The 21,823-nt window shown below is 69.2% G+C and carries 18 protein-coding genes and 2 riboswitches; of the genes, 16 read left to right on the forward strand and 2 right to left on the reverse strand.

Translation table 11 applies throughout. From position 1 onward, the window contains the following. Positions 1 to 32: 32 nt before the first annotated feature. The 10 genes from ACSFA5_RS02885 to ACSFA5_RS02930 all read left to right on the forward strand — a co-directional run bounded on the left by ACSFA5_RS02885 (position 33) and on the right by ACSFA5_RS02930 (position 13,922). Positions 33 to 1,223: an MFS transporter gene (locus ACSFA5_RS02885; protein ID WP_435442497.1), complete on the forward strand. Its 1,191-nt coding sequence runs from the start codon at positions 33 to 35 to the stop codon at positions 1,221 to 1,223. 223 nt (positions 1,224 to 1,446) lie between these two features. Then, positions 1,447 to 1,995 carry a hypothetical protein gene (locus ACSFA5_RS02890; protein ID WP_435442498.1) on the forward strand — a complete coding sequence of 183 codons (549 nt, stop codon included), beginning with the start codon at positions 1,447 to 1,449 and terminating at the stop codon, positions 1,993 to 1,995. Between the two features lie 33 nt (positions 1,996 to 2,028). After that, positions 2,029 to 2,119: riboswitch (glycine riboswitch) on the forward strand. A 12-nt stretch (positions 2,120 to 2,131) separates the two neighbouring features. Continuing rightward, a riboswitch (glycine riboswitch) is annotated at positions 2,132 to 2,244 on the forward strand. 45 nt (positions 2,245 to 2,289) lie between these two features. Continuing rightward, positions 2,290 to 3,468: a glycine cleavage system aminomethyltransferase GcvT gene (gene gcvT, locus ACSFA5_RS02895; RefSeq protein ID WP_435442499.1), complete on the forward strand. Its 1,179-nt coding sequence runs from the start codon at positions 2,290 to 2,292 to the stop codon at positions 3,466 to 3,468. 52 nt (positions 3,469 to 3,520) lie between these two features. Further along, complete coding sequence (gcvH, locus tag ACSFA5_RS02900; RefSeq protein WP_435442500.1) at positions 3,521 to 3,892, forward strand: glycine cleavage system protein GcvH; 372 nt, start codon at positions 3,521 to 3,523, stop codon at positions 3,890 to 3,892. Between the two features lie 51 nt (positions 3,893 to 3,943). Continuing rightward, positions 3,944 to 6,853, forward strand: a complete 2,910-nt coding sequence (gcvP, locus tag ACSFA5_RS02905; protein WP_435442501.1) for an aminomethyl-transferring glycine dehydrogenase — start codon at positions 3,944 to 3,946, stop codon at positions 6,851 to 6,853. A 239-nt stretch (positions 6,854 to 7,092) separates the two neighbouring features. Further along, on the forward strand, positions 7,093 to 8,553 hold the full coding sequence (locus tag ACSFA5_RS02910; protein ID WP_435442502.1) for an MFS transporter: 1,461 nt from the start codon (positions 7,093 to 7,095) through the stop codon (positions 8,551 to 8,553). Next, complete coding sequence (locus ACSFA5_RS02915) at positions 8,553 to 10,100, forward strand: FGGY family carbohydrate kinase (RefSeq protein ID WP_435442503.1); 1,548 nt, start codon at positions 8,553 to 8,555, stop codon at positions 10,098 to 10,100. Before ACSFA5_RS02910 ends, ACSFA5_RS02915 begins: the two co-directional genes overlap by 1 nt. Further along, a complete protein-coding gene (locus ACSFA5_RS02920; protein ID WP_435442504.1) occupies positions 10,097 to 11,773 on the forward strand; it encodes a glycerol-3-phosphate dehydrogenase/oxidase in 1,677 nt (558 codons plus the stop codon). The genes ACSFA5_RS02915 and ACSFA5_RS02920 overlap by 4 nt, the downstream gene beginning before the upstream one ends. Then, positions 11,774 to 13,324 carry an FAD-binding oxidoreductase gene (locus ACSFA5_RS02925; RefSeq protein ID WP_435442505.1) on the forward strand — a complete coding sequence of 517 codons (1,551 nt, stop codon included), beginning with the start codon at positions 11,774 to 11,776 and terminating at the stop codon, positions 13,322 to 13,324. Positions 13,325 to 13,334: 10 nt separating this feature from the next. Then, on the forward strand, positions 13,335 to 13,922 hold the full coding sequence (locus tag ACSFA5_RS02930; protein WP_435442506.1) for a glycerol-3-phosphate responsive antiterminator: 588 nt from the start codon (positions 13,335 to 13,337) through the stop codon (positions 13,920 to 13,922). Here the strand turns inward: ACSFA5_RS02930 and ACSFA5_RS02935 are convergent, their stop codons facing one another. After that, positions 13,923 to 14,858, reverse strand: a complete 936-nt coding sequence (locus ACSFA5_RS02935) for a DUF3014 domain-containing protein (RefSeq protein WP_435442507.1) — start codon at positions 14,856 to 14,858, stop codon at positions 13,923 to 13,925. Between the two features lie 209 nt (positions 14,859 to 15,067). On the opposite strand from ACSFA5_RS02935, the gene hisD reads away from it, so the two are divergent. The 6 genes from hisD to ACSFA5_RS02965 are packed head-to-tail and all read left to right on the forward strand — an operon-like array spanning position 15,068 to position 21,112. Further along, positions 15,068 to 16,387: a histidinol dehydrogenase gene (gene hisD, locus ACSFA5_RS02940; RefSeq protein ID WP_435442508.1), complete on the forward strand. Its 1,320-nt coding sequence runs from the start codon at positions 15,068 to 15,070 to the stop codon at positions 16,385 to 16,387. Beyond that, positions 16,384 to 17,154 carry an SDR family NAD(P)-dependent oxidoreductase gene (locus ACSFA5_RS02945; RefSeq protein WP_435442509.1) on the forward strand — a complete coding sequence of 257 codons (771 nt, stop codon included), beginning with the start codon at positions 16,384 to 16,386 and terminating at the stop codon, positions 17,152 to 17,154. Before hisD ends, ACSFA5_RS02945 begins: the two co-directional genes overlap by 4 nt. Beyond that, entirely contained in the window at positions 17,151 to 18,218 is a 1,068-nt protein-coding gene (locus ACSFA5_RS02950) for a LacI family DNA-binding transcriptional regulator (protein WP_435442510.1), read from the forward strand. Before ACSFA5_RS02945 ends, ACSFA5_RS02950 begins: the two co-directional genes overlap by 4 nt. Positions 18,219 to 18,253: 35 nt before the next feature. Next, on the forward strand, positions 18,254 to 19,252 hold the full coding sequence (locus ACSFA5_RS02955) for a Bug family tripartite tricarboxylate transporter substrate binding protein (protein WP_435442511.1): 999 nt from the start codon (positions 18,254 to 18,256) through the stop codon (positions 19,250 to 19,252). Positions 19,253 to 19,262: 10 nt separating this feature from the next. After that, the gene (locus ACSFA5_RS02960; RefSeq protein ID WP_435442512.1) at positions 19,263 to 20,300 is read left to right on the forward strand and encodes a Bug family tripartite tricarboxylate transporter substrate binding protein; all 1,038 of its coding nucleotides are present in this window, start codon (positions 19,263 to 19,265) and stop codon (positions 20,298 to 20,300) included. Further along, the gene (locus ACSFA5_RS02965; protein ID WP_435442513.1) at positions 20,297 to 21,112 is read left to right on the forward strand and encodes an HpcH/HpaI aldolase family protein; all 816 of its coding nucleotides are present in this window, start codon (positions 20,297 to 20,299) and stop codon (positions 21,110 to 21,112) included. Before ACSFA5_RS02960 ends, ACSFA5_RS02965 begins: the two co-directional genes overlap by 4 nt. Before the next feature lie 16 nt (positions 21,113 to 21,128). On the opposite strand, the gene ACSFA5_RS02970 is transcribed toward ACSFA5_RS02965, so the two are convergent. Continuing rightward, entirely contained in the window at positions 21,129 to 21,818 is a 690-nt protein-coding gene (locus ACSFA5_RS02970) for an alpha/beta hydrolase (protein WP_435442514.1), read from the reverse strand. Positions 21,819 to 21,823 lie beyond the last annotated feature (5 nt).

Below are 21,823 nucleotides of genomic sequence, written 5' to 3' on the forward strand. Positions count from 1 at the left end.
CTATTTTCAATGGACATCCAGAAAGCGATCGAATGAACAAGCGCCGCCTCGGCCTGCTCACCGGCACCCATGCCGTCAACGACCTCTACCAGGGCCTCGTGCCCGCCCTGCTGCCTTTCATGGTGCTGGAGCGCGGCTACAGCTATACGGCCGTGAGCGGGCTGATGCTCGCGGCCACCGGCCTGTCGAGCGTGGTGCAGCCGCTGTTCGGCCTGTACGCCGACCGTCACCCGCGCAGCTGGCTGGTGCCCACGGGCTTCCTGGTGGCGGCGCTGGGCGTGGTGCTGGCGGGCATCGGCCAGAGCTACCTGCTGACCTGGATCGCCATCGCGCTGTGCGGGTTGGGCATCGCGGCCTACCACCCGCCGGCCACGGTGGCGGCGCGCGCGGCCGGGGGCGCCTCGCAGAAGGCGATGAGCGTGTTCTCGGTGGGCGGCACCATCGGTGCCTCCTTTGCGCCGGTGCTCGCGGCCACGGTGGTCGGTGATGGAGGCCTGGCGCGCAGCTACCTGCTGGGGGTGCCGGCGCTGGCGATGGGCGTGGTGTGGCTGCTGGCGAATGCAGGGCGCGGCGGTGCGTCCGCCGCCACCGCAGCCGCCGCGCGCAAGGCCGCCGGCGAGGTGCTCAAGCCCCACAACGACTGGCGCGCCTTCGGGCTGCTGGTGGCGACCATCGTGGGCTGGTCGGTCCCGTACGTCACGGTGCTGTCGATGCTGTCGCTGCGCGTCACGCGCGACCTGCACGGCACCGCCTTCCAGGGCGCGGCGGCGCTCACCGGCTTCACCGCCGCGGGCGCGGTGGGCGTGCTGCTCGGGGGCTGGCTCGGCGACCGCATCGGACGCATGGGCACCATCCGCAGCGGCTACGTGCTGGCCCTGCCTTCGCTCGCCGGCCTGGTGCTCGCACCGACGCCCGGCTGGGCGCTGGCCTGCACCGCGCTGCTCGGCATGAGCATGTTCCTGCCCTTCGCCGCGCAGGTGACGCTGGCGCAGGACTACCTGCCGCGCAACCCGGCCACGGCCAGCGGCATCACGCTGGGGCTGGCGCTGTCGGTGGGCGGGCTGGTGTCGCCGCTGTTCGGCATGCTGTCGGACGCGCGCGGGCTGGGCGTGACTTTCACCGCGGTGCTGTGCGTGCTGGGCGCGGCGACGGTGTTGGCGCTGCGGTTGCGCAACCGTGTGGTGCAGGTGATGCCGGAGGGAGCGAAGGGCGCGGCGGCCTGAACGCTGGCGTGCGGTTGCGCAGCGCAAGGTGTCGTTCGATCGCTCGGGTCGAGCCGCAAGACGCTGGCGCTGCAGCGCGTGGGCAACCAGTGGCTCATTCGCAAGGAGATCGCGGGCGGATGACGCCGCCAGCAACCGTTGCCCGTGTAAACCAAACGGTTCATGAAGATGTCACCGCTTGCAACGATGCTGCAGCCCTCGACTCCCGAAAGCTGTGGCTGCCATGTTCCCCACCAAGACCGACAAGGCCCGCGATGAACTCCAGGGCGGCCAGCGCACGCTCAGCCAACGGGAGCGCGCGCTGCTGCTCATGGCGGACGGCCGGCGCTCGCTGACAGACTTCAGCCCGCTGTTCAGTACCCGGGACGAGGCCGACCAGGCGCTCCAGGCGCTGGTGCAGCGGGGCTACCTGCAAGACCCGCAGGCCGTAGCGGCTGCGGCTGCGGCCGCGCAGGCGGCGCAGGCCCCGGCGATACCCGCCGCCGACCCGATCCAGCTGAGCACCTCGGCCGACAACTTCGACGGCAAGCGCTCGCTGGCCACCACGCGCATGTTCCTGTTCGACATCTGCGAGCGCATGTTCGTGCGCCGCGACCCCAAGTTCGCCCTGCAGATGCGCGACGCCCTGCGCGAGGCGCGCGACCGCGAGGCCATGATGACCATCGCCGCGCTGATGCTCAGCGAAATCGAGAAGGCCGCAGGCCCGGAGCGCGCCGAATCGCTGCGCGAACGCATCGACCGGTTGCTGCCGCCGGCTGAAATCGTCCACTGACGCGAAAACCCCGGGCACCGCGATCCACTACACTCGCCCCGGTCAGGAGAGAGCCCCGCGCGACGGGGCCGCCGAAGGCGCAGGGGATTCCCGAACGCTCAGGCAAAAGGACTGACAAGGCGCCGGTACACACCGGCGTTTCCTTGCTGGAGAGAGGCCGCCGTACCTGAAACGATGCAGCGGCCCACCGAAGGAGCAAACCCCGATCGTGGGGCGAATCTCTCAGGTAAAGCGGACAGCAGGGGTGGCCCATGGCTTGCGTCATGGATTTCGTCTGCCCCTTTGGAGCGCCCCATGGCCTCTTCCGCTGCTTCCGCCCCCGACACCCCGCTGCTCAAGACCCCGCTGTACGACCTCCACGTGGAGCTCGGAGCCCGCATGGTCCCGTTCGCCGGCTACGCGATGCCGGTGCAATACCCCGCCGGCCTGATGGCAGAACACAAGCACACGCGCGACGCGGCCGGTCTGTTCGACATTTCCCACATGGGCCAGCTGCGCCTGGCCGGCCCCGACGCCGCTGCGGCGTTCGAGACCCTGATGCCCGTCGACGTGATCGACCTGCCCGCCGGCAAGCAGCGCTACGGCCTGCTGCTGAACGACGAGGGCGGCATCCTCGACGACCTGATGTTCTTCAACGAAGGCAACGGCTCGCTCTTCGTGATCGTCAACGGCGCCTGCAAAGCGGCCGACATCGCCCACATCCGGCAGAAGATCGGCGGCCGCTGCGACGTGCAGCCCCTGCCCGGCCACGCCCTGCTCGCGCTGCAGGGCCCGCAGGCGGCGGCCACGCTGGCACGCCTCTCACCCGGCATCGAGCGCTTCGTGTTCATGACCGGCGGCGCGGTGCGGATCGGCGGCATCGCTGCCTTCGTCACCCGCAGCGGCTACACCGGCGAAGACGGTTTCGAGATCTCGGTGGCTGGCACGGACGCCGAGGCGCTGGCCCGGCTCCTGCTGGCCCAGCCCGAGGTGAAGCCCATCGGCCTCGGCGCGCGCAATTCGCTGCGGCTCGAAGCCGGCCTGTGCCTGTACGGCAACGACATCAACACCACGACCACACCGGTCGAGGCCTCGCTCAACTGGGCGATGCAGAAGGTGCGCCGTGCCGGTGGCGCGCGCGAAGGCGGCTTCCCCGGCGCCGCGAAGATCCTGGCCCAGCTCGCCGCGGCCACCCCGGGGGCCGCCGGCCACACCGATCACGACACGCTCAAGCGCAAGCGCGTGGGCCTCGTCGCCCTGGAGCGCATTCCGGTGCGCGAGGGCACGGTGCTCCAGTCTTTCGAAGGCCACGACATCGGCATCGTCACCAGCGGCCTGCTCGGCCCCACGGCCGACCGCTGCGTGGCCATGGGCTACGTGGCCACAGCGTTCGCGGGGCCGGGCACGCGCCTGCAGGCCATCGTGCGCGGCAAGCCGGTGCCGATGGAAGTCTCGACGCTGCCTTTCGTGCCGACGCGCTATTTCCGGGGCTGACCACGGCTAGGCTCTGCACCCCGAATCAATTTTTTCCACGAGGAGTTTTTCCATGAGCATCAAGTACACCAAGGACCACGAATGGGTGTCGGCCGAAGACGGCGCGGCCACCGTCGGCATCACCGTGCATGCGCAGGACGCGCTGGGCGACGTCGTGTTCGTCGACCTGCCCGAAGTCGGCAAGAGCTTCGCGCAGGGCGAAGTCGCCGGCGTCGTCGAATCGGTGAAGGCCGCCGCCGACGTGTTCATGCCCGTGTCGGGCGAGATCGTCGAAGTCAACGAAGTGCTGCGCGCCGACCCCTCGCTTGCCAACAGCGACCCGCTGGCCACCGGCTGGTTCTTCAAGGTCAAGCTCAGCGAACCCGCGCAACTCGACGCGCTGCTCGACGCTGCCACGTACGACAAGTTCGCCGCCGAATCCTGATGCGCTGAGTTCTTCAGCCGCCTTTTCTTTTCTTCTCCAGCCTTCACCGCCATGCCGATTCCCGCCCTTCCCTCTTTGCAAGAACTAGAGAACGCCGAAGAATTTCTCGCCCGCCACATCGGCATCGATGCGGCGGACGAGGCGCGCATGCTGCCGGTGATCGGCTCGGCCACGCGCGCGGAGCTCATCGACGGCATCGTGCCGGCGGCCATCCGCCGCGCCAGGCCGATGCGGCTGCCCGCGCCGGTGACCGAGGCCGACGCGCTGGCCGAGTTGAAGGCGCTGGCGTCGAAGAACAAGGTGTTCAAGAGCTTCATCGGCCAGGGCTACTACGGCACGCACACGCCCGGCGTCATTTTGCGCAACGTGCTCGAAAACCCCGCCTGGTACACCGCCTACACGCCCTACCAGGCCGAGATTTCGCAGGGCCGCATGGAAGCCCTGCTCAACTTCCAGACGATGGTGTGCGACCTCACGGGCATGGCCATCGCCAACGCGTCGATGCTCGATGAAGCCACGGCCGCGGCCGAGGCCATGACGCTGGCCAGGCGCAGCGTGAAAGCCAAGAGCAACGTGTTCCTGGTGTCGGGCGACTGCCACCCGCAGACCATCGAAGTCATCAAGACGCGCGCCGCGCCGCTGGGCATCGAGGTCAAGGTGAGCACCGTGTCGGAAACGCTGCCGCTGCTGATGGTGAGCGGCGAGTTCTTCGGCGTGCTCGCGCAGTACCCCGCCACCACCGGCCACGTGCACGACCTGCGCCCGCTCGCGGGCCATGCGCACCAGTGCGACGCCGCCTTCATCGTCGCGGCCGACCTGCTGGCGCTCACGCTGCTGGTCGCCCCCGGCGAGTTCGACGCCGACATCGTCTGCGGCACCACGCAGCGCTTCGGCATGCCGCTGTGCAACGGCGGCCCGCACGCCGCCTACCTCGCCTGCCGCGATTCGTTCAAGCGCTCGCTGCCGGGCCGCCTGGTGGGCGTGAGCGTCGACGCGCACGGCCAGCCGGCCTACCGCCTGGCGCTGCAGACGCGCGAGCAGCACATCCGCCGCGAGAAGGCCACGTCCAACATCTGTACCGCGCAGGTGCTGCCGGCCGTGGTGGCCAGCATGTACGCCGTGTACCACGGGCCCGACGGCCTCACGCGCATCGCGCAGCGCGTGGCGGCGCTCACCGCCATCCTGTCGAAGGGCCTGTCGCAGATGGGCCGCGAGCCGGTCAATGCCACCGCCTTCGATTCGCTCACCGTGAGCACGGGTGACGACACGCAGACCATTCTGGAGCGCGCGCAGACGGGCGGCGTCAACCTGCGCCAGCGCCTGCAGCACCACCTGGGCATTTCGCTGGACGAGACCACCACGCGCGCGGACATCGAGACGCTGTGGGCGCTGTTCGTGCCCGCGGGCACCGCGATGCCCCGCTTCGACGACCTGGCCGCCAGCGCCACGCCGCTGATCCCCGAGGACCTGCGCCGCACCAGCGGCTTCCTCACGCATCCGGTGTTCAACACGCACAAGAGCGAAACCTCGATGCTGCGCTACATCCGCAGCCTGTCCGACAAGGACCTGGCGCTCGACCGCAGCATGATCCCGCTGGGCAGCTGCACCATGAAGCTCAACGCCACCAGCGAGATGATTCCGATCACCTGGCCCGAGTTCGCGAACATCCACCCCTTCGCGCCGGCAGACCAGCTGCAGGGCTACGCCCAGCTCGACGCGCAACTGCGCGCGTGGCTGTGCGAGGCCACCGGCTACGCGGGCATCAGCCTGCAGCCCAACGCGGGCTCGCAAGGCGAGTACGCCGGCCTGCTGGCCATCAAGGGCTTTCATGAAGCCAAGGGCCAGGGCCATCGCAACATCTGTCTCATTCCGTCTTCCGCCCATGGCACCAATCCGGCCAGCGCGCAGATGGTCGGCATGCAGGTGGTGGTGACCGCCTGCGACGCGCAGGGCAACGTCGACATGGACGACCTGAAGCGCGCCTGCGAAAAGCACAGCGCCCACCTGGCCGCCGTGATGATCACGTACCCCAGCACGCACGGCGTGTTCGAGACGCGCGTCAAGGAACTCTGCGAGCTGGTGCACGAACACGGCGGGCGCGTGTACGTGGACGGCGCCAACATGAACGCGCTGGTCGGCGTGGCGGCACCCGGCGAGTTCGGCGGCGACGTGAGTCACCTGAATTTGCACAAGACCTTCTGCATTCCGCACGGCGGCGGCGGGCCGGGCGTGGGCCCGGTGTGCGTGGTCGAAGACTTGGTGCCGTTCCTGCCGGGCCATGCGACCGCCGGCCTGGCCTCGCACGGCGTGGGTGCCGTGTCCGCCGCACCGCTGGGCAATGCGGCCGTGCTGCCGATCAGCTGGATGTACTGCCGCATGATGGGCGCCAAGGGCCTGCAGGTCGCGACCGAGACGGCCATCCTCAGCGCCAACTACATCAGCGCGCGCCTGAAGGACCATTACCCCACGCTGTACGCGAGCCCCAACGGCCACGTCGCGCACGAGTGCATCCTGGACCTGCGTCCGCTGAAGGACACCAGCGGCGTCACTGCCGAGGACGTGGCCAAGCGCCTGATCGACTACGGCTTCCACGCGCCCACGCTGAGCTTCCCGGTGCCGGGCACGCTGATGGTGGAGCCGACCGAGAGCGAGCCGCTGGTGGAACTGGACCGCTTCATCGACGCGATGATCGCCATTCGCGGCGAGATCCGCCGCATCGAGGAAGGCGTCTGGCCGAAGGAAGACAACCCGCTCAAGCACGCACCGCACACCGCGGCCAGCCTGCTCGGCACGGAATGGGCGCATCCGTACTCGCGCGAACTCGGCGCGTTCCCGCTGGCCGAACTCAAGAAGGCCAAGTACTGGCCGCCGATCGGCCGTGTGGACAACGTCTACGGCGACCGCAACCTGTTCTGCAGTTGCGTGCCGGTGGGCGACTACAAGGAAGCCGAAGAGGCCTGAGGACCGTTTGAGGACCAGCGACGCGCGAAGGCGCGTCGCTCCCATCGCCCTGCGCGGCCGATGCGCGCGCGCCGGGCCCGCTAGTGGTTAACACTGCCTCGGCCTTCGTTGACTCAGCGAAAAGTTCGCACTTAAAATTTACGTACAGGTTCAGATTTAAAGACCATCTGTGAGATGGCTTTGTCGCGCCTGCATGGTTTGCGTTTGTCCTCTTGCGGATTATTCCAATGGAGACAACTGTGCAACCCAACGCGATCAAGATCCGCGGCATCGACGATGTCATCGCCTACCTGGATTCACGCCAGGGCATCGTCGGCCGGGCCGCCGTCATCTGGTGGCTCGCGCTCGGCGGACTTTTCCTCGACGCCTTTTCCAACTCCGCATTGAGCGCGGGCCTCGGCCCGATGACGCGCAACCTGTCGCTCAGCGCCGCGCAGGTCGCGCTGATGACCTCGATGGCCTCGTGGGTCGCCATTGCGTTCAATCCCATCGGCGGCTGGATGGCCGACCGCTGGGGCCGCATCCGCCCGCTCATCCTGGCCAAGCTGCTGGCCGTGATCGGCGCGGTGCTGGTGGTGTTCGCGCCCAGCTTCGAGATGATCCTGGTCGGCCGCTTCTTCGTGGGCGCGGCCTACGGCATCGACTTCGCCATCGCGATGGCGGTACTGGCCGAGTTCACGCCGGCCAAGCTCAAGAGCCGGCTCAACACCTGGCAGGGCATGTGGTACGCGGCGGTTTGCACCAACCTGCTGCTGGCGCTGGTGTTCTATTCGTGGGAAGTGGGCGACGCGATCTGGCGCTATTCGGTGGCGGCGACCGCGGTCTTCGGCGTCACCATCCTGGTGCTGCAGTTCGCGCTGCTGGTTGAAAGCCCGGTCTGGCTGGCCCGCAAGGAACGGCTCGACGAAGCCGCCAAGGCCATGAGCCGCATCTACGGCCGGCTGTTCGTTGCCGCACCGAACAACGAACGCCTGCCGGTACTCAACCAGGCGCGCCGCGGCGCCGCCAACGTGTTGCTGATCTTTCGCGGCGTGTACCTGCAGCGCACCATCCTCGCGGCCACGGTTCAGGTCGGCCAGTCGATCCAGTATTTCGCGGTGGGCTGGTACCTGCCGCTGATCAGCGCGACGCTGTTCGGCAAGGACTTCGCCCAGGCCACCCTCGGCGCGCTGGCCTTCAACGTGTTCGGCATCTTCGGCGGCTTTCTCTCGCCGTGGATAGGCCGCAAGCTCGGCCTGCGCCGCGCCTCGGCCTTCGGCTTCGCGATGGTGTTCGTCATGCTGCTCACGCTGGGCCTGTTCCACGGCCGCATGCCGCTGTGGCTGGCGGTGACGGTGCCCTCGCTGTTCATCCTGTTCCACTCGGGCGGGCCAGGTGCGAACGGCAAGAGCCTGTCGTCGCTGTCGTTCCGCAGCGAGCTGCGCGCGGGCGCCAACGGCATCATCGGCGCGCTGGGGTCCATCGGCGCGGCGCTCGGGCTGCTGGTGTTCCCGCTGTTCCGCGAAAAGTACGGGCTGGAGCACACCTTCCTCGTGCTGTCGGTGGTGCCGCTCGTCGCGAGCGTGATCTGTTTCGCGATCCGCTGGGACCCGACCCGCACCACCATCAACCCAGACAACGAAGCCGGCGCGCCGCAGTTCAAGGACGACGCGCGCGCGCTTTCCGAACCCCTGCAGCCCGCCGTGGGAAAGATGCATTGATGAAGTCCTTCACCGAGGACGTGATCCTCTCCATCGACGAAGGCACCTCGGGCACCCGGGCGGCCGTGGTCGGCCGCGACGGGCACGTGTCGTGCCTCGAATACGCACCGCTGCAGGTCGACACGCCACGCCCCGGCGTGGTCGAGCAGGACGCCAACGCAATCCTCGACAAGACCTTGGCCGTGTGCCGCACGACCATCGCGCGCGCGCACGCCGAGCACAAGCGCATCGCCGCGCTCGCCATCGCCACGCAACGCTGTTCGGCCGTGCTGTGGGACACGCACACCGGCCGCGCGCTGGTGCCCGCCATGGTGTGGCAGGACACCCGCTACGTCGACGAGCTGAACCGGCTCGCACCGCGGTGGGACACGCTGCTCGTGAAGCAGATGGGCCGCCCGGTCGGCGTGCGCTCCCCCTACCTCTGGGCCACGCACCACCTGCGCGAAACGCCCGCGGTGGCGCGCGCCTTCGACGAACGCCGGCTGGCCTTCGGCACCATCGACAGCTGGCTGCTGTGGCACCTGTCGGACCAGCGCGCCTGCGTGACCACCCCAACCAACGTGACCTCGGGCAGCGCCTACGTGCTGGCCGAGCACCGCTACCACCTCGACTGGATCGAAGCGCTCGGCTTCCCCCAAGAGCTGCTGCCCGAACTTCGCGAGGACGCCGACCTGTTCGGCCGCACCCGCGCCGACCTGCTGGGCATCGACGTGCCCATCCTGGCCTGCGCGGGCGACCAGCATGCGGGCGCCATCGGCCTGGGCTGCCTCGACCGCGAACAGGCGATGTGCGTGCACGGCACGGGCAGCTTCGTCGACGTGATCACCGGCCCGGTGCAGCCTGCCAACGCCGGGCTGCATGACGGCACGCTCACCATGACGGCACGCCGCGCGCAAGGTGTGTCGCACTTCGCGGTGGAGACCTTCGTGGCGACCACAGGCTCCGCACTGAACTGGGTCTGCGACAAGCTGCAGTGGTTCGACAACGCGGCGCAGATCAGCCAGCTCGCAACCACCGCCGGCAGCTCGCGCGACGTCACCTTCATTCCCGCATTGACCGGCCTGCGCGTGCCCGCGATGGAGCCCGCCGCGCGGGCCTCGCTCACCGGCATCTCGATGGCCACCACGCGCGCCGAGGTGGCACGCGCCATCCTCGAAGGCATCGCGCATTCGGTGGCTTCGTGCATCCAGTCGAACGAAGAGGTCTCAGGCGTGCGCGTGTCCGAACTGGTGGTCGGCGGCGGCCTGTCGGGCAGTTCCGCGCTGTTGCAGATCCAGGCCGACCTCACCGGCATGCCGGTGCGGCGCATGAAGGAAACCGACCGCGCCAGCCTGCGCGGCATCGCATTTCTCGCCGGCGCCTCGGGCCTGCTGTGGGACTCGTTGCAGCAGGCCCGCGCCACGCTGGAAAACGACGCGGTGTTCGAGCCGCAGATCGACGGCGGCGAGCGTCAGGCGCGGCGCGCCCTGTGGCACGCACGCGTCGCGTCCGAACTCGCGCACGCGCGCCATTTCAAGAACCTTTCGACAGGAGAACTCCCCTCATGATGGGTTTCCCATCCCTGCGGCCCGGCAAGGACCGCGCCGCGATGACGACCACCGAGCCGCTGCGGCTGAACCGGCAGGAGCAGCTCACGCGCCTGGCCGACGAACCCTTCGACATGCTGATCGTCGGCGGCGGCGTCACCGGCGCCTACGCCGCGCTCGACGCCAGCCTGCGCGGCTACCGCGTGGCGCTGGTGGAGAAGGACGACTTCGCCTTCGGCACCTCCTCCAAGTCGTCGAAGATGGTCCACGGCGGGCTGCGCTACATCGAGCAGGGCAACCTCGGACTGGTGCGCCACTCGCTGCTGGAGCGCCAGCGGCTGCGCCGCAACGCACGGCACCTGGTGCAGCGCCTGCCTTTCCTGTTTCCGGTGATGGAACGCGAAGGCGTGTTCGACAAGCGCCTGGCCAAGGCCTTCGAGAGCCTGCTGTGGACCTACGACATCGCGGGCGGCTGGCGCGAGGGCATCCTGCACCAGAAGCTGTCCACGGCCGAGGTGCTGTCGCACTGCCCCACCTTCCGCGAAGAACACCTGACCGGCGGCTTCATGTACTTCGATGCGCGCGTGGACGATGCGCGGCTCACGCTCAACATCGCGCGCACCGCCGCCTTCCACGGCGCGGCGGTGCTCAACCATGCCAAGGCCGTGGAGATCACGCGCAACGGGCACGGCAAGGTCGACGGCGCGGTGGTGCAGGCCGATGGCCGCGAGATCCGCGTGCGCGCCGGCGTGGTCGTCATGGCCACCGGCGTGTGGCTGCGCGACTGGGACGGCCGCAGGAAGAACGAAGAGAAGACGCTGAACGTGCGCCCCGCCAAGGGCGTGCACGTGGCCATTCCGTGGCTGAAGATCCGCAACGACTGCACCGTGACCATTCCGGTGCCGGGCCGCAATCGGCGCGCGACCATCACGCGCTGGGGCGACGTCTGTTATCTCGGCACCACGGACGAGGACTACACCGGCAACCTCGACGACGTGTGCTGCACGCGCGAAGAGCTCGACTTCCTGCTCGACGGCGCACGCTCCGCGCTGAAGACCGACCTGCGGGCCGAAGACGTGGTCGGCAGCATCGCCGGCTGCCGCCCGCTGGTGGCGCCGCCGGGCGGCAAGACGCTGGAGATCAAGCGCAACCACGAGATCCGCACCGCCTCGGACGGGCTGCTGACCATCGTCGGCGGCAAGCTGACAACGTCGCGCCACATGGCCGAACAGACCATCGACGCCGCGCAGAAGGTGCTGGGCCGGCGCAACAGCTGCAAGACCAAGTCGGCCTTCCTGCTGGGCGCCGCCGGCTACGACGCGCAGGCCATCACCGCCTCGGGCGGCATGGCGGCGCACCTGGGCGAGCGCTACGGCACGGAGGCGCGCTTCGTCACCGACATCCTGCACGCCGATCCGGGCCTGCAAAGGCAGATCGTCGAAGGCCTGCCGCACAGCGAGGCCGAAATCGTCTACGCCGTGCGCCATGAACTCGCCTGCACCGTCGACGACGTGCTGTCACGGCGCATCCGCGCGCGCCTCATGGCACGCGACGCCTCGGGCCGCGCGGCAGCGCGCGTGGGCGAAATCCTGCAGGCCGAACTCGGCCTGTCTTCCTCGGAAACGGCGCGGCAGGTCAGCAGCTACCGCGCCGCCATCGAGCATGAAAAATCCATCCTTATGGGAGTGAAGTAAATGATCAGCAAAGACGCCATCCAGCGCGGCTACAACCGCCGCAACTACGTCGTGGGCGCGCACACGCCGCCGGCCTACGCCAGGACGATCGCCGCCACCGACGGCCCGGCGGGCCTGCAACGCGCCCCCGTGCCGGTGGCAGCCGCGCACATCGAGGCGCTGCGCCAGGCGGCCGACGAGGTGCTGACCGGCACCGCAGACGTCGTGGCATGGACGCGCGACTGGTGGGCCGGCTCGATGGTCAGCGAAACCGGCGGCAAGCCCGCCACGCCGCAGGCCGTGATCGTGCGTGCCTCCACCGTCGAACAGATCCAGGCCGTGATGCGCATCGCGCACGCCGCGTCGATTCCGGTGACCGTGTCGGCCGGGCGCAGCAACGTGACCGGCGCGGCGCTGCCGGTGCGCGGCGGCATCGTGCTGGACGTGTGCGAGCTCAACAGGTTCATCGGCTTCGACGCCGGCAGCCAGATCGTCGAGGTCGAGGCCGGCATGTTCGGCGACGTGTTCGAGGAAACCATCCAGCGCGACCACCGGATGACCATGGGCCACTGGCCGTCGTCCTTCGGCATCAGCACGGTCGGCGGCTGGGTCGCCTGCCGCGGCGCGGGCCAGCTGTCCACCCGCTACGGGAAGATCGAGGACATGGTGTTCGGCATGGACGTGGTGCTGGCCGACGGCAGCCTGGTCACGGTGGGCGGCTATTCGCGCGCGGCCGTGGGCTCCGACCTGCAGCAGCTGTTCATCGGCTCGGAAGGCACGCTCGGCGTGATCGTGCGCGTGCGGCTGAAGCTGCACCGCCTGCCCGACTACGGCCGCGCCATCGCCTACGGCTTCGACAGCTTCGCCACCGGCCTGGAAGCCTGCCGCGAGATCATGCAGCGTGGCGCCAACCCGGCCGCCCTGCGGCTGTACGACGCACTCGAGAGCAAGGTGCAGTTCGAGCTGTCCGACACGCACGTGCTGCTGATCGCGGACGAAGGCGCGCCGGAAATGGTGGACGCCGTCATGACCATCAGCGAACGCGTGTGCAAGGAATTCGGCCGCCAGCTCGACGGCCCGGCAATCTTCGAGCGCTGGCTCGACACGCGCTACCTCACCGGCAAGAGCGCGGAAGGCTTCAAGCGCAGCCCAGGCTTCGTGGCCGACACGCTGGAGATGAGCGGCCGCTGGAGCGACCTCCCCGCCATCTACGACGAAGTGGTGGCCGCCATCAACGCGGTGCCCGGCACGCTGGCCGGTTCGGCCCACCAGTCGCATGCCTACGTGGACGGTGCCTGCCTGTACTTCTCGCTGCGCGGCGAGGTCGAGGTGGCCGACCGCGCCCGCTGGTACCGCGCTGCCTGGGACGCCGCCAACGCGGTGCTGGTGCGCCACAATGCCGCGCTGAGCCACCACCATGGCGTGGGGCTGCTGCGTGCTCCCTACATGGCCGATTCGCTGGGCAGTGCCTTCCCGGTGCTGCAAGCCCTCAAGCGCACGCTGGACCCGAAGAACATCCTGAACCCGGGCAAGCTCGGCCTCACCGACACGTTGCCCACCCACGCAGACTGAGTTTCATCGAATGGACCGATCTCTCGGCGCGCGCCTTGCGCGGCACCCGATCATCGCGACGCTCTACGGGGCGGAGCAGATCGACGCCTTCATCGACAGCCCGAGCGAGATCGCCATCGTCGCGAATGTGGAGCTGCGCAAGCTGCAGGCCGTGGTGGCGGCCATCACGCGCGCCGACAAGATCGTCATCGTCAACATCGACAGTTGCGAAGGCATCTCGCCGGACAAGGGCGGCGTGGACTACCTGGCCGAGATCGGCGCGACCAGCCTGGTGTCCACCCGCGTGGCCACCATCCAGCGCGCCAACCGGGCGGGGCTGCTGACCATGCAGAAGGTGTTCGTGACCGACCGCTCGACCTGGCCGCGCAGCGTGAAAGCGCTGGAGCAGAGCGATCCCAACCTGGTCCAGCTGATGCCCGCGCCGATGCTCTCGCACATCGCCATCAAGGAGCGCAATGCGCTGCCGCCCATCGTGGCCTCGGGCTTCGTGAGCACGCCCAACGACGTGCGCAGCGCGCTGGCGGCCGGCGCGGTGGCCGTATCGACCAGCGACGCGGCGATGTGGAGCGTCGACGTCCAGGCGCTCAAGGGCGGCTGATCAGGGCTGCTTTTTCTTCGCGGCGTTGGCCCCGTTCGCAGCGTTCGCCACCTCACCCGTGGCGATCTGCTGGCGCAGCCCACGCAGGCTGGCCTTCACCTTGCGCTCGTTCTCCGGCCCCATGCGCACCATGATCTTCTGGCCGGAAGACAGCGACTGCAGTTGCGGGTCGACGTACTCGTAGCGCACCCACGGCCGCTGCGAAGGCACGTCGCCCTTCACCTCGACCAGCCGCACCAGCACCGGGCCTGTGGGCTCGGGCGCCTGCAGCAGGTGGTCGATGACGGCGACCAGCCGGTCGTTGAAATAGCGCCCCGGGTAGCCCAGCTCTTCGTACGCCTGCTGGAACAGCGGGTAGAGCCTGGCGTACACGGCCGCGGCCTTGGCCGGGTCGATCGACTGGGCCAGCAGCACGACGCCGTTGTAGCGCGCGGCGTTGTTGGCCGAGATGGCCTGCGCTTCGCCCTCCCCTTCGGTGATGAAGCGCTGGCCCGTGGGCTGCACCGGCCACGCATTGGCCGGGGCCTGTTCGCGCGCGAGGTTGTCCACGGTGGCCACGAAGCGGTTCACGATGCCGTCCGAGCGCAAAAAGGCCTCGGCGTTCTTCGCGCCGAGCAGCCCGGCCAGCGCCTTCATCACGCGCGAGTCGGAGTCGGCCAGCTTGGGCAGCGCGGCGTCGGCTGGCGCCAGTGCATCGACCGGGTTCTTCGGCCCCGTGGGCTCGGCAGCCGCGGGCGGTGGCGGCACGGCCGGCGCGTCGTTGGGTGCGGCGGCCACGGGCACGGGCTCCTTGAGCGTTTGCTGTTGCTGCTGAAACCAGCGCCAGCCGAAGAATGCGGCCGCCAGCAGCACCAGCACCGCCACGACGATGGCGCCTGTGGGCATTTCGCGGCGGGGTCGGAAGTCGGGGGCGTCGCGGTCGTCGCGGTCGGGCATGGGTGGGGTTCCTTTTCGAGGAATGTCAGGGATGGGGAAAAGCCATGGTGCACCAATTCGGGTGGCGGGCGAGCCCTGGCGACGTAACGCCCTGTGAACGCACGAATGCGCGCGCTGTTCGGCACACCCAAGGGTTTTCCCTGTTTGCATACGAATGCAAGCTTTCGACATTGCATTCGTATGCAACACCCAACCCGAAGGCAAACCGAATGATCAGATACCTCAAGCGCGGCAAGGACGTGCAAGTGCGGGCCGACGACGACGCCAAGGTGCGCGCCACCGTCGAAGGCATCGTCAAGGACGTGGAAGCCCGCGGCGACGCTGCCGTGCGCGACTACAGCCGCCAGTTCGACAACTGGAACCCCGCCGACTTCCGGCTCTCGGCCGATGCCATCGAGAAGGCCCGCAAGAGCCTGTCGGCGCGCGAGATCGAAGACATCGCCTTCGCGCAGAAACAGGTGCGCAACTTCGCGCAGATCCAGCGTGACTCGATGAAGGACGTCGAGGTCGAAACCTACCCCGGCGTCGTGCTCGGCCACCGGCACATTCCCATGGACGCCGTGGGCTGCTACATCCCCGGCGGCAAGTACCCGCTGCTGGCCTCGGCCCACATGAGCGTGCTGACGGCCAAGGTGGCCGGCGTGAAGCGCATCGTGGCCACCGCGCCGCCCTACCAGGGCGCGCCGCACCCGGCCATCGTCACGGCCATGGCCATGGCCGGCGCCGACGAAATCCTGGTGCTGGGCGGCGTGCAGGCCGTGGTGGCCATGGCCGTGGGCACGCAGACCATCGCGCCGGTCGACATGCTGGTGGGCCCGGGCAACATGTACGTGGCCGAGGCCAAGCGCCAGCTCTACGGCCGCGTGGGCATCGACCTGTTCGCCGGCCCCACAGAGACGCTGGTGATCGCCGACGACACGGCCGACGGCGAGATGTGCGCCGTCGACCTGCTGGGCCAGGCCGAGCACGGCCCCACGTCGCCCGCCATTTTGCTGACCACGAGCGAGCCGCTGGCGCACGCCACCCTGGCCGAGATCGAGCGGCAGCTGAAGATACTGCCCACCGCCGCCATCGCCGCCGTGAGCTGGGCCGAGTACGGCGAGGTGATCGTCTGCGACACGCAGCAAGAGATGCTGCAAAAGGCCAACGAGCTGGCCTTCGAGCACGTGCAGGTGCTCACGCGCGACCCCGACTACTTCCTGGCGCACATGACCAACTACGGCGCCCTGTTCCTCGGCCCGCGCACCAACGTGAGCTTCGGCGACAAGGTCATCGGCACCAACCACACGCTGCCCACCAACCGCAACGCGCGCTACACCGGCGGGCTGTGGGTCGGCAAGTTCCTGAAGACCTGCACCTACCAGAAGGTGCTGACCGACGAGGCCAGCGCGCTCATGGGCGAGTACTGCTCGCGCCTGTGCCACATGGAAAACTTCGCCGGCCACGGCGAGCAGGCCAACCTGCGCGTGCGCCGCTACGGCACGCGCGCCGAGGTGCCGTGGTACCAGCCGGTGCCGGCGCTGTCGTGACGAGCGCACTGCCACGCTCGCCGGGCTTTCGTGTCGACGGCCAGCGCGCGCTGGTCACGGGCGCGGGGCGCGGCATCGGCCTGGCCGCTGCGGCGGCGCTGGCCCGCGCCGGCGCGCACGTGACGCTGGCCGCGCGCTCGCAGAACGAGCTGCGCGAAGCCTGCGAGGCCATCCGCGCCGAAGGCGGCGCGTGCGACTGGCTGGCGCTCGACGTGACCGACCCGGCCGCCGTGACGGCCACGCTGGGCGCCATGGAGCCGTTCCAGGTGCTGGTCAACAACGCCGGCCTCAACCGGCCCAAGCTGCTGGTCGAGGTGCAGGACGAAGACATCGACGCGGTGTTCGACCTGAACGTGAAGGCCACGCTGTACGTCACGCGCACGGTGGCGCGCGGGCTGCTCGCGGCGAAGCTGCCGGGCTCCATCGTCACCATCTCCTCGCAGATGGGCGTGGTCGGCAGCCCGCGCCGCACGCTGTACTGCGCGAGCAAGCACGCCATCGAGGGCATGACCAAGGCGCTGGCCTGGGAGCTGGGCCCGGCGAACATTCGCGTGAACACCATCTGCCCGACCTTCATCGAGACCGCGATGACGGCGGGCATGTTCGCCGACCCCGCGTTCCGCGGCTGGGTGACGGAGCGCATCGCGCTGGGCCGCCTGGGCAGGACCGAGGAGATCATGGGCGCGGTGGTGTTCCTGGCGAGCGAGGCGTCGAGCCTCATGACGGGCAGCGCGCTGATGCTCGACGGCGGCTGGAGCGCGGCATGAGGTCGAACGCCACCGCGCAGGACGTGGCCAAGCTCGCCAACGTGTCGCAGTCGGCCGTGAGCCGCACCTTCACGCCGGGCGCGAGCGTGGCGGAAGACACGCGTGCCCGCGTGATGATCGCGGCCAAGTCGCTGGGCTACCGGCCCAACGCCATGGCGCGCAGCCTGATCACGCGGCGCAGCCGCATCATTGCGCTGGTCATGGGCTACCTGGAGAACCAGTTCTATCCGCTGGTGATCGAGAAGCTGTCGCAGAAGCTGCAAAAGCAGGGCTACCACGTGCTGATGTTCATCAGCGACGGCGACGAGACCGACGGCGTGCTCGACGAGATCCTGCAGTACCAGATCGACGGCATCGTCATGGCCTCGGCCATGCTGTCGCCCGACCTGGCGCGCCAGTGCGCCGACTCGGGCGTGCCGGTGGTGCTGTTCAACCGCGTGCCCGACACCAGCGCCTTCGCGCGCCACACCACCAGCTCGGTCACCTCCGACAACCGCGAAGGCGGGCGCATGGTGGCCGAGCTGCTGCTCGCGCGCGGCCACAAGCGCATCGCGTTTCTGGCGGGGCTGGAGAAGTCGTCGACCAACCTGGAACGCGAGCGCGGCTTCAACGACGCGCTGGCTGCGGCCGGCGTGCCGGTGTTCCGCCGCGAGGTGGGCCACTACAGCTTCGAGCGCGCACGCGACGCGGCGCGCGCCATGTTCGCCGGCCTTCCCGCCACCCAGCGCCCCGACGCGGTGTTCGTGGCCAACGACCACATGGCCATCGCCGTGATGGACGTGCTGCGCCACGAGCTGGACCTGCGCGTACCCGAGGACGTGAGCGTGGTCGGCTTCGACGACGTGCCGCAGGCGGCCTGGGGCGCCTACCGCCTCACGACGGTGGTGCAGGGCGTGGAGCCGATGGTCGAGGCCACGGTCGAGCTGCTGCACGAACAGATGCTGGACGACGCGCAACCGCGCAACGTGGTCATTCCCTGCCGCGTGGTCGAGCGCGATTCGGTGCGCGCGGCGCCCCGTCCTTCCACGCCGCGCCGCAAGACCACTGCTTCGAAGCCCGCCTGAGCGGGACGATTTCTTTCATTCCAGGAGACAAACCCATGAGCCCCCGAATCCGCCCCACGATGCTGGCCGCACTGGCCCTTGCCGCACTCGCCGCGCTGACCACCGTTGCCGGCGTTGCCCACGCGCAGCCGGCTGCCTGGCCCACCAAGCCGATCAAGTACGTCGTGCCCTTCTCCCCCGGCGGCGTGTCAGACGGCGTGGCACGGCTCGTCGCCCAGCACCTGGGCGAGCGCCTGGGCCAGCCGGTGATCATCGACAACCGCCCGGGCGTGTCGGGCATCGTCGGCACGCAGGCCGTGGCGCGCGCGCCGGCCGACGGCTACACCGTGATGGGCGGCACCATCACCACGCACGCGGTCAACCCCTTTTTCAACAAGAGCCTCGGCTACGACCCGGTGAAGGACTTCGTGCCGGTCAACCTCGTGGGCATGGTGAGCAACGTGCTCGTGGTGCCCGAAGGCAGCCGTTTCAACTCGGTGGCGCAAGTCATCGCCGAGCTCAAGGCCAAGCCCGACAGCCTGACCTACGGCACCGCCGGCCCCGGCACCTCGCAGCACCTGTCGGGCCAGCTGTTCGAGAACATCACGCACACGCGCATGCGCCAGATCGTCTACAAGGGCGGCTCGCAGGCCATCGTCGACCTGGTCGGCGGGCAGATCGACATGGTGTTCGAGACCGTGGCAGCCGCGCGGCCGATGATCGACGGCAAGCGCGTGAAGGTGCTCGGCGTGACCTCGGCGAAGCGGCTGGCCAGCCTGCCCGGCGTGCCCACGCTGGCCGAGGCGGGCGCGCCGAACTTCGAGATGCAGTCGTGGCAGGGCGTGTTCGTGCCTGCGGGCACGCCCAAGCCGGTGGTCGAGCGGCTGGCGCGCGAGATTGCCGCCATCGTCGCGATGCCTGATGTGCAGGACAAGCTGCGCGGCCTGGGCGTGGAGCCCGACGGGCGCACGTCGGAGGCCTTCACGGCCTTCCAGCAGGCGGAGATCGTGAAGTGGGGCAGGGTCATCAAGGACGCGGGCATCCAGGCCGAATGAGAAAGACAGCATGAAGCACACACCCCTCACACCCCTCACACCCGTCATGCACCTGCGCCGCACCGCAGTGCGGGCGGCCGTCGCACTGGCCTTCGTCGGCGGCATCTGCAACCTTGCTTCGGCACAGACGCCCAACGGCCCGGGCGGCTACCCCGCCACCGGCCGCGTCACCATCGTCGTGCCCTTCGCGCCGGGCGGTGCCACCGACATCGTCGCGCGCCTGGTGGCGGAGGAACTCGGCAAGCGCTGGGGCACGGCCGTAGTGGTCGACAACAAGGCCGGCGCGGGCGGCGGCATCGGCACCGAGTTCGTCGCGCGCGCCAAGCCCGACGGCTACACGCTGCTGCTGGGCACGCAGACCGCGCTGTCGGTGAACCCCACGCTGCTGAAGAAGCTGAGCTACAACGTCGACAAGGACTTCGCGCCCGTGACCGAGCTCGCGAGCACGCCGCTGGTGCTGCTGGCGGGCAACAAATCGGGCGCGACCGATGTGAAGTCGCTCATTGCGGTGGTCAAGGCGAAGCCCGATGCGGTGTCGTACGGCTCGAGCGGCAACGGCACCTCGCAACACCTCACGGCACTGATGTTTTTGAACCGCATCGGCGGCAAGGCGGTGCACGTGCCGTACAAGGGCAGCAGCCAGTCGCTGGTCGACCTGGCGGGCAACCAGATCGACATGCAGTTCGACAACATGACCACCGCGCTCGCATTCGCCAGGAACAACCAGGCCAAGGCGCTGGCCGTGACCAGCGCCGTGCGCTCGCCGCTGGCACCCGACCTGCCGACGCTGACCGAGTCGGGCGTGCCGGGCTTCGAGGCGGCGACCTGGCTGGGCCTGCTCGCACCGGCCGCGACGCCCGCGCCGGTGGTCACGTGGCTCAATGCCGAGGTGGTGGCGGTGCTGCGCACGCCCGGTGTCGTGGAGCGGCTGGCCGCGCAAGGCTTCACGCCCAAGCCGATGACGCCGCAGGCTTTTCGCAAGTTCATCCAGGACGAAACCCTGAAGTTCGCCGAACTCATCAAGACCAACCACGTGAGCATCGAATGAGCACCGCCGACCAACCCCGACACCCGACCCACCCGCTGGACACACGCCTTCCCGCCCTGCTCAAAAGCGGCCAGCGCCTGCGCGGGCTGTTCAATTCGCTGCCGAGCCCGGCCATCGTGGAGATGTGCGGCTACGCGGGCTTCGACTTCGTCATCCTCGACAACGAGCACGGCAGCGCGAACCTGGAGACCACCGAGCACATGCTGCGCGCCGCCCGCGCGAGCGGCATCGTGCCCGTGGTGCGCTGCCTGCGCCACGACATCTCGCGCGTGCTCGACATGGGCGCCAGCGGCGTGCAGATTCCCATGGTGGGCAGCGCCGAAGAAGCGCGCGATTTGGTGCAGCAGGTGCGCTACCCGCGCACGGGCCGGCGCGGCAGCGCGTTCAGCCCGCGTGCCGCCGGCTACGGCGCCTTTCCCGGCATGGCGCACACCGAGCGCAGCAATGCGGGCGTGGCGCTGATCGTGATGATCGAGACGCCGCAAGCCGTCGAACAGGCCGCCGAGATTGCGGCGGTGCCCGGCGTCGATGCGGTCTTCGTCGGACCGAACGACCTCTCGCATGCGATGGGCTTCGACAACAACTGGAAGGCGCCCGAAGTCGAGGCGGCCATCCAGCGCGCGCTGTGCGCCATTCGCGATGCGGGCAACTGCGGCGGCGTGATCGCGCTCACACCGGACGACGAGGCGAAGTACGCCCAGTGGGGCGCACGCTACTTCGCGGGCACCACCACGGGCCTCATCACGCAGGCCTTCCAGCAGGCCTCGGGCGCCGGCGGGCGCAGCACCGCGGCAGCGACGCTCGGCTACTGACCGGCGGACGCGACGGTCAGTTTGCGCCGGCCTGCACGCTCGTCGGCCCGCTGAGCGACTGCAGCCACGCCATCGTGGCCTGCAGCTCGGCCGGGCGCAGCTCGTGCGCGCCCGGAAAGTCGGCGCCCGACAGCGTCAGCGGCAGCGTGCGCGCCAGGTCGCGCGTGACCTGCGCAGCGCTCGGTGGAATCACGTTGTCGGCGCTGCCATGGCTCACCCACAGCGCCTTGCCCTCGAAAGCCTCGGGCGGCGCCACCTGCGACACCACCTGCGACAGCAGCCGGCTGTGCCACACCATCGCGGCACGCACGGTCTCGGGCTTGGTGAGCAGCAGCGACAGCGCCATGATGCCGCCCTGGCTGAAGCCGCCGACCACCACGCGCTCGGGCGGCACGCCGAGCTGCTGCGCGGCGGAGGCGATCATTTCGCCGACCAGGAAGCGGCTTTCGCGCTCCTGCACTTCATCGATGTGGCGCTCGCCGTCGGGCAGCACCTGGAACTCGAACCACGCATACGAATCGGGCGACAGCACGTAGGGCGCGCGCAGGCTCAGCACGTGGAACTGCGGGGGCAGCATGCGCGCCAGGCCGAACAGGTCCTGCTCGTTGCTGCCGACGCCGTGCATCAGCACCAGCAGCCAGGGCTCGCGCACGCTGGGCTGGGCTGGGTGTTCCAAAAACTTGAGGGGCAGGTGGAGTTGGGTCATGGGTC

The sequence above is a fragment of the Variovorax monticola genome (assembly GCF_051216855.1).
Taxonomy (GTDB): domain Bacteria; phylum Pseudomonadota; class Gammaproteobacteria; order Burkholderiales; family Burkholderiaceae_C; genus Variovorax.

Excerpts from the sequence above, each read along its gene's own strand:
- hisD (WP_435442508.1), top strand. The coding sequence starts at position 15,068 with ATGATCAGATACCTCAAGCGCGGCAAGGACGTGCAAGTGCGGGCCGAC.
- ACSFA5_RS02955 (WP_435442511.1), top strand. The coding sequence starts at position 18,254 with ATGAGCCCCCGAATCCGCCCCACGATGCTGGCCGCACTGGCCCTTGCC.
- gcvT (WP_435442499.1), top strand. The coding sequence starts at position 2,290 with ATGGCCTCTTCCGCTGCTTCCGCCCCCGACACCCCGCTGCTCAAGACC.
- gcvH (WP_435442500.1), top strand. The coding sequence starts at position 3,521 with ATGAGCATCAAGTACACCAAGGACCACGAATGGGTGTCGGCCGAAGAC.
- ACSFA5_RS02885 (WP_435442497.1), top strand. The coding sequence starts at position 33 with ATGAACAAGCGCCGCCTCGGCCTGCTCACCGGCACCCATGCCGTCAAC.
- ACSFA5_RS02925 (WP_435442505.1), top strand. The coding sequence starts at position 11,774 with ATGATCAGCAAAGACGCCATCCAGCGCGGCTACAACCGCCGCAACTAC.
- ACSFA5_RS02960 (WP_435442512.1), top strand. The coding sequence starts at position 19,263 with ATGAAGCACACACCCCTCACACCCCTCACACCCGTCATGCACCTGCGC.
- ACSFA5_RS02950 (WP_435442510.1), top strand. The coding sequence starts at position 17,151 with ATGAGGTCGAACGCCACCGCGCAGGACGTGGCCAAGCTCGCCAACGTG.
- ACSFA5_RS02915 (WP_435442503.1), top strand. The coding sequence starts at position 8,553 with ATGAAGTCCTTCACCGAGGACGTGATCCTCTCCATCGACGAAGGCACC.
- ACSFA5_RS02970 (WP_435442514.1), bottom strand. The coding sequence starts at position 21,818 with ATGACCCAACTCCACCTGCCCCTCAAGTTTTTGGAACACCCAGCCCAG.
- ACSFA5_RS02965 (WP_435442513.1), top strand. The coding sequence starts at position 20,297 with ATGAGCACCGCCGACCAACCCCGACACCCGACCCACCCGCTGGACACA.
- ACSFA5_RS02890 (WP_435442498.1), top strand. The coding sequence starts at position 1,447 with ATGTTCCCCACCAAGACCGACAAGGCCCGCGATGAACTCCAGGGCGGC.
- gcvP (WP_435442501.1), top strand. The coding sequence starts at position 3,944 with ATGCCGATTCCCGCCCTTCCCTCTTTGCAAGAACTAGAGAACGCCGAA.
- ACSFA5_RS02930 (WP_435442506.1), top strand. The coding sequence starts at position 13,335 with ATGGACCGATCTCTCGGCGCGCGCCTTGCGCGGCACCCGATCATCGCG.
- ACSFA5_RS02935 (WP_435442507.1), bottom strand. The coding sequence starts at position 14,858 with ATGCCCGACCGCGACGACCGCGACGCCCCCGACTTCCGACCCCGCCGC.
- ACSFA5_RS02920 (WP_435442504.1), top strand. The coding sequence starts at position 10,097 with ATGATGGGTTTCCCATCCCTGCGGCCCGGCAAGGACCGCGCCGCGATG.